Raw genomic sequence first — 7,043 nt, forward strand, 5'->3', positions numbered from 1 at the left:
GGCGGCCAGGGTGACCTGATCGACTCGGGTTCCTGAAAGTCGCGGTGTCCGGGTGCCGGGGATGCCCCGACGTCATGAAAGCCGAGTGGATCATGCGGTTCAGCGCGGTTCGCGCGCCCCGTACCGGTCCGAGGCGGGGCAGAACGTGACGCCGGATCGGCCGGCAGCGCTCCGCACGGAACCTCGCGTCCCACCAGGTCGTGCTCGATCCGGGGGGATAGTCCCCTCCCGGCGGCACGAGGCCACCAACTCCCGGATCGAGCACGACCAGGGAGGGCGCGATCGCCCATGAAGGGGGCGAGCGGGGCAGCCCAGCGTGAAAATGGTCGGCCATTCCCGGCCTGCGCCGTTGGCGGGGCCTGGGCCGGGCCGGCGCTGGGGCAGGGTGCCGTGTGGACTGGGCCGGTCTCGGGTAGGCGCCCCGAACGGGCCCTTCATGATGTGTGAATTGGTCCCATTGGTGCGGGCGACAGCGGGATTGCGCCACGCGAGGTTGCGGCGGCGACCAATTCGTGTATTCAACAATGCTCTGCTGCCGGAAGAGTCTTCGCCGCATCCCGCGCCACACCATCGGAAACGGTCGAATTCGAGCGATTCGCACTGTCTGGTCGCCGTATGTTTGCTGCGGCACGACGGGAGGGGTTGCCGCCTTCCGGTGGGCGACGCCGCCGGTACGGCCGCTTATCGCGGAGCGCCAGCGGCCCAATCCTGACCATCGTTGCCAACCGACCAAAATGGTATATCTGCCCTGGATTCGGCCTCAATAAATATTGCCAGAATTGCGTATGGTTAAACGCAGTGGATCTATGTATTGTCTGCCGCAAGACTTCTTGGGCTGCTCTACGGGGGTGCGGCTGTGGTTCTACTTCGTCATGCCTGGCTGGCAAAATTTACGGCCGGCACCCTTTTGGCGGGCGCGATAGCGGTTGTCGGGGCGAGCGGTCAGGCCACCGCTGCCCCCGAATCGAACCCTTGTTCCGCAGCCGCCGCCGACGGTGCGGCAATGGCGCCGTCCGAGGACGCAGCCATCTCGCTCGCACGCACCTGCGACACGGCGGTCGAGGTGCTGGCGGCAGCCTCGGAGACCACGAAGGTCTTCGCGCAACCCTCCGGTGAGCTCACGCTTGAGTCGTGGGCCGAGCCGCAGTGGGCGAAGGTCGGTAGCCGTTGGCGGGGGATCGACACGACGTTGGTGGTCGGCGGCGACGGTCGCGTCCGTCCGGTCGCCTCCACGGCCGACGTGGTCTTCTCCCAGGGCGGGCAAGGCCCGTTCGCCGTCATGACCGGCGCTGGCGCGGACTTCTCGCTCGGGTGGCCGAGCGCGCTGCCGCAGGGCGTCATCGATGGCGACACGATCACCTACCCGAACGTCTACCCGGACGTCGACCTGGTGGTGCGGGCCGAACGCGGGGGCTTCTCGCACCTGCTCGTGGTCAAGAGTGCTGTGGCGGCGAAGAACCCGGCAGTCCGGGAGACGCGGTTCGTCCTCGGCGGATCGGCCGACGTGGCGGTGACCGACAATCGCGTCACCATCTCCGGTCCGGGTGGGTTGTTCGCGGCTGCCCCGCCGGCGATGGCATGGGACTCGACGGCGGCGACTGGTGAGCCCTCCGTCGGGAAGCGGGGTGCCGGGACCCTCGACCCCAGCGGGGAACGCCCCGTGACCAGCTCGAGTGTCCGTGGTCCGTCCGACGCCGCTGCGGTGGCTCGGGTCGACGTTCGTGTCGACGAAGGATCACTCACCGTGGCCGTGGACCCGGCGGTGTTGAGCGGGGGCCAGTTCCCGGTCTTCATCGACCCGAGCTATGACATGAAGTGGGCCAGGTGGGCCCCCGTGAACGATTCCGACCCAGACCGTCAATGGACCTCGGGTAGTTCCTGGCCCCGAGAGGTGGCCCGCGTCGGCTCAAATTGGGACAGCCATGGGGACATCTGGCGGTCGCACTTCTACTTCGACATTTCCGCGATGTCAGGCCGGCGCCTCGTGAATACGACTAGTGTCGACGCGTACCTGGTGCACACGGGGAACTGTACTGAGTCTCTCGGTATCTGGCAGACGAACTCATTGGCAAGCGCCACTCCCAGCTGGAATGGCATGGCCAATACGTGGCTGCATGGAGGCCCGCTGCAGACCAAAACCGTCGGGGCCAACTGCGGTCAGTCGGCCAATTGGCAGAGTTTCAATGGGGCGAACGTCGGCTACCACGTCCAGCGGCACGCCAATGCGGGCGCTGCCTCGATAACCTTCGGTCTCAAGATGGGAAGCGAGAGTGGCGGACACTGGGCCAAATTCGACCCGGCCAACGTCAAGCTGAAGGCAACGTACCAGTCCCGGCCCTCCGCGCCGGTGGCGATCCGCACGTCGCCGGGCGGCAACTGCAGCACGACGTCACCGGGGCCATGGGTCAACGTCCCCACCCCGACGCTCTACGGCAAGGCCAACGACGGCGACGGCTCGGTGAAGGTGCAGTTCGACATCAACGGTCCGACCAACCCCGCTGACCACACCTCGGCGTGGACCACCTCCGGCGTCGAGCGCGGATGGGCCGCCCCCGCTCTCGCCGACGGGGCCTACAACTGGCGGGTGCAGGGTTATGACGACGTGGCTGGCGAGGGCAGCGGCTGGACGGGATACTGCTATTTCCGGGTTGACCACACCGCTCCCACCGCGCCAGTGGTCACCCGCGTTTCGGGCACCCCGGTCGCGGGCGCGCCTGTGACACTCAGCTTCACCTCTGCTGACGCCATGTCCGGCGTCAAGCAGTTCGCCTACGGCATCGGGACCGACGCGATGCAGGCCTTCCAGGCATCCACCGGCACGACGACAGTCACCTTCACCCCGGAGGTCGGCCGAACTGTCGTCTACGTCTGGGCGCAGGACAACGCCGGCAACTACTCGGCACGGACCGCGTTCAACTTCTTCACCGGACGGATCACCCAGGCCCAGCCACAGGCCACCTGGCGGCTCGATGGGAACGGACTCGACGACTCCGGACAGGGACGGAACCTGACTCTCGGCGGTGGGGCCAGCTATGGCACCGACCGTAAGGGAGTCCCGGGTACTGCGCTTGCCGTGGACGGCACGGGCTGCGCGCAAAGTGCGCCAGTGATCCGCACCGACGCGGAGTACACCGTCTCCGGTTGGGTGAACCTGGCCGACAAGTCCTCCCTTCGTACCGTTTTCGCTCAGGTCGGGACGGTACGGCCCTCGTTCTACCTCCTGTACCACCACGTGCGGGATCGCTGGGAGCTGGGCCTGACCGCCGGCGACTTCGAAACGGCCGCCTTCACCGGCATCTATGCGCCGACGTCCACCCCGCTTGGCCAGTGGCAGCATGTGGCGGCCACCGTGGACCCGGTCGCGCGGATGATGCGGTTGTACGTGAATGGACAATTCGCGTCCGAGGGTGAGATCCCGTTCACGCCATGGGACGCGAAGAGCCGCTTCCTCGTCGGTTGTTTCGGGAACGCAGATTCGGAGCTGCACCACCTGATCGGCGAGGTCGATCAGGCCGGCGTCTGGCAGGGTCTGCTCTCCGAGGAACAGATCGCTCGCGCCGCCACCGAACTGCCCGCCGGCCTGGTCGGCGACTGGCAGCTGCGCGGTAGTGGCGCCGAGGCCACTGGCCGATCCTCCGACGCTGTGGTGCCCGAGGGTGCGTCGTGGGTCGAGGACCAGTACGGCCGGGTCGCCTCGGCGATGAAACTGGACGGCTGGAAGCAGTGCGCGGCGACGGACGGGCCCTCGGTGCGCACCGACGAGTCGTTCACTGTGGCGGCGTGGGTCAAGCTGGACGCGGCGGGCCTCGGCAACCAGACGGTCATCGGTCAGGACGGCAATCAGTACAGCGGTTGGTATCTCGGCACCCGGGTGGTGGACGGCACTCATTACTGGGCGATGATGATGATGGATGCCGATACCAACGTTTCCTCGGGGCCGTGGCCAAGATCCCCCAACAGTATCGCTGCCGACGTGGGTAGGTGGACTCATCTGACCGGGGTCTACGACGCCACCGCCCGGCAGATGAGCCTGTACGTCAACGGTGTCCTGGCCTCGTCGGCCCCCAGGGTCGCGACCCCGTGGCAGGCCAACGGCCCCACCACCATCGGCTGTGCTATGTGGTTGGGCAATCCAGTGGATCACGTCCTGGGGGCAGTCAGCGGCGTACAGGCCTGGCAGGGCGCACTCACCGCCGCCCAGGTGGCCACCGCGCACGGAGGTAACCCGGGGGTGAAGCTGGAGGGTCTGTGGCCGCTGGACGGCCCGGCCAGCGACACACCGACCTATCTGACCGACACGTCCGGCAACGGCCGCGACCTGACCATCACCGGCCCGTACGCCTGGGCACGCGATCGGGGCTTCGGTCGGGACGGTGCCCTCGGCCTGGAGTTGGCCGAGAACTCCTGTGCGGAGGCCCCTGGTCCTCTCGTGCGTACCGATGCCTCGTTCACACTGACCGCCTGGGTGCTGCTCGAAAGGACCACCGGGCACCACACGGTGATGTCGCAGATATCCAGTGGCAATACCGGCCTTTATCTCGGCTACCACCCGGGCGCCAATCGATGGCACTTCGGAATGCCGGACTCGCCCGCAGCGAATGCCGCCTGGCACAACTCGGAGTCGCAGCAGCCACCGACGCTCGGCAAGTGGACGCACCTCGCCGGTGTCTACGACCTCGGCGCCGGCAAGGTCCGCCTGTACGTCGACGGAGTCGCGCAGGGCGAGGTTGACGGTCCGGTCACTCCTTGGATGGCGGGCGGACCCACCCTGATCGGTTGCGGCGGGGACACCAGCGGGAGCCGTCACTCGCGGCTCGGTGGTGTCGTCGACGACGTACGGATCTGGACCTCCACGCTTGCCCCGGAACGGATCGCCGACCTCGCCGCTGGCTGATCGTGCCCCGACGGGGTGTGACCTGCCGTCCTCATCACATCGCTTGCACCCGAACTCTCCTGCCTCCCCCCTTGTGTCAGGAAGGTGCCATGTCGCAGCTTCGAACGGCCCTGTCCCGTCCACGCCGGATGATCGCCCTGAGCATGGTCGCGGTGCTGGTGGCATCGACACTGACCGTGGCGCAGCCTGCCGAGGCTGCCGAGGTGCCATCGGGTGACCGCGCGGTGAAGGCTGCCAAGGCGGCTTCGGCCCGCCCGGTGCCCATCGACCGCACACCGCTGCCCGACGACGGTGGCAGGTGGACCACGCCGAAGGACGCCGTGTGGCCAGCGGCCGGGCAGGCGACGTTTGCGGTTGCCGGAAGCCCGGGGAAGAGGGCCAAGGGCCTGGCCGGTCACCTACCCGTCACGGTCTCGGCCGCGCCGGACGCCCAGGCTCCGCAACGAGTTCAGGTGCGGGTGCTGGACGAGCGGCACTCGCGTCGATTGGGCGTCACTGGCCCTGTTGTCGTCGTCGACGGCGATGCGGGAGCGGCTGAGGCGACCTTCGACTACGCCGGAATTCGGCAGTTGTACGGGGCGGGCTGGGGCGAACGGCTGACTCTCAAACGGCTGCCGGCCTGCGCGGTGACCACTCCGCAACTGTCGGACTGTCAGCAGGTCGTGGCGGTGGAGACGACAAACGATGGGACAGCGAAAACCCTGTCGACCGAGCTGGCTCTGTCCGGCGCGGCCCCGATGGTGTTCGCCATCACCGCTGAGGACGCCTCGGCGGAGGGTGACTACAAGGCAACGGACCTGAAGGCGTCCGGGTCGTGGACCGCGGGGGATGGTGCCGGGGGCTTCTCGTACGCCAACCAGGTTCGGCTTCCTCCGGCGGAAGGGCCACTCCCGGAGGTTTCACTCAACTACTCGTCCCAGGTCGTGGATGGCCGGATGGCCGGCGCCAACAACCAGGCCTCGTGGATCGGCGACGGCTGGGAGTACGCGCCCGGCTTCGTCGAACGCACCTACGTCACCTGCACTGATGACCGCGACGCTGTCGCCGGTAAGGATCCGAACAACAAGGACAAGAAGACCGACGACCAGTGCTGGAAGGGTGACTCGCCGAACGTCACCATCTCGCTCAACGGCGTCAACGCCTCCCTCATCAAGGACGACACGACGGGTGTCTGGCGCGCACAGAGCGACAGCAACTGGAAGATCCAACTCGCGGGCACCCCGGCCGCAGCGAGCAGCGCGACGTCCGAGCGTTGGACGGTCACCACGCCGGACGGCACGCAGTACTTCTTCGCCAGCGAGGTCACCTCGGCGAACTCCCGGTGGACGATCCCGGTGTTCGGCAACCATCCGAACGAGGACTGCCACGCCAGCGCGTTCAAGGACTCGTCCTGCAAGCAGGCGTGGCGCTGGATGCTCGACAAGGTTGTGGACGTACACGGCAACACGGTCCGCTACTACTATTCGGCCGGCGAGACGGGCTACTACGGTGCCGCGGGCGACAAGGACAACCGGGTGTCGTTCACCCGGGGCGGAAACCTGGCCAAGATCGAGTACGGATTGCACGCGAATCATCCCACTGTCGCTGCCACCGCTCGGGTGCTCTTCAGCACTGCTGACCGTTGCCTCGTCGCGGAATGCTACAAGGACGGCAAGCCGGTCAAGGCGAACTGGCCGGACGTGCCATGGGACCGGGAGTGCGCCGAGACCCCCTGCACGGACAAGCTGGCACCGGTGTTCTTCAGCACCAAGCGACTCACGAAGGTCACGACGCAGGTACGGACCGGCGCCACTTTCACCGACGTCGAGTCGTGGAGCCTGAGCCATGAGTTCAAGGCACCGAAGGTCGCCGGTTCGGCGTCGCTGTGGCTCAAGGAGCTGGTCCACGCCGGGCACGTCGGCGGCACCGTCACCGACCCGCCGGTGCGGTTCACCGGTGTGGAGTTGGCCAACCGCGCCAATGTTCTGGCCGGGGCGCCCCTGTTCTCTCGGTGGCGGATCCAGAACATCCGCACCGAGTCGGGTGCCGACATTCACGTCACCTACTCGGATGCCGACTGCGACCTGAACGACCTGCCGGGCTCACCGGAGACCAACTCACGGCTCTGTTACCCCGTGTACTGGACCCCGGATGGCTACACGGATCCGAA

At 67.2% G+C, this 7,043-nt stretch carries 1 protein-coding gene and 1 pseudogene; both read left to right on the forward strand.

What is annotated here, in order from left to right; translation table 11 throughout:
- The first annotated feature begins 856 nt into the window (after nt 1-856).
- The gene (locus AB0C20_RS33980) at nt 857-4,894 is read left to right on the forward strand and encodes a LamG domain-containing protein (protein ID WP_357181587.1); all 4,038 of its coding nucleotides are present in this window, start codon (nt 857-859) and stop codon (nt 4,892-4,894) included.
- An 89-nt stretch (nt 4,895-4,983) separates the two neighbouring features.
- Nucleotides 4,984-7,043: pseudogene (locus tag AB0C20_RS33985) on the forward strand (RHS repeat protein); the annotation flags it as partial.

It is taken from the genome of Micromonospora sp. NPDC048843, assembly GCF_040649965.1.
In the GTDB taxonomy this organism is placed as follows: domain Bacteria; phylum Actinomycetota; class Actinomycetes; order Mycobacteriales; family Micromonosporaceae; genus Micromonospora; species Micromonospora hortensis.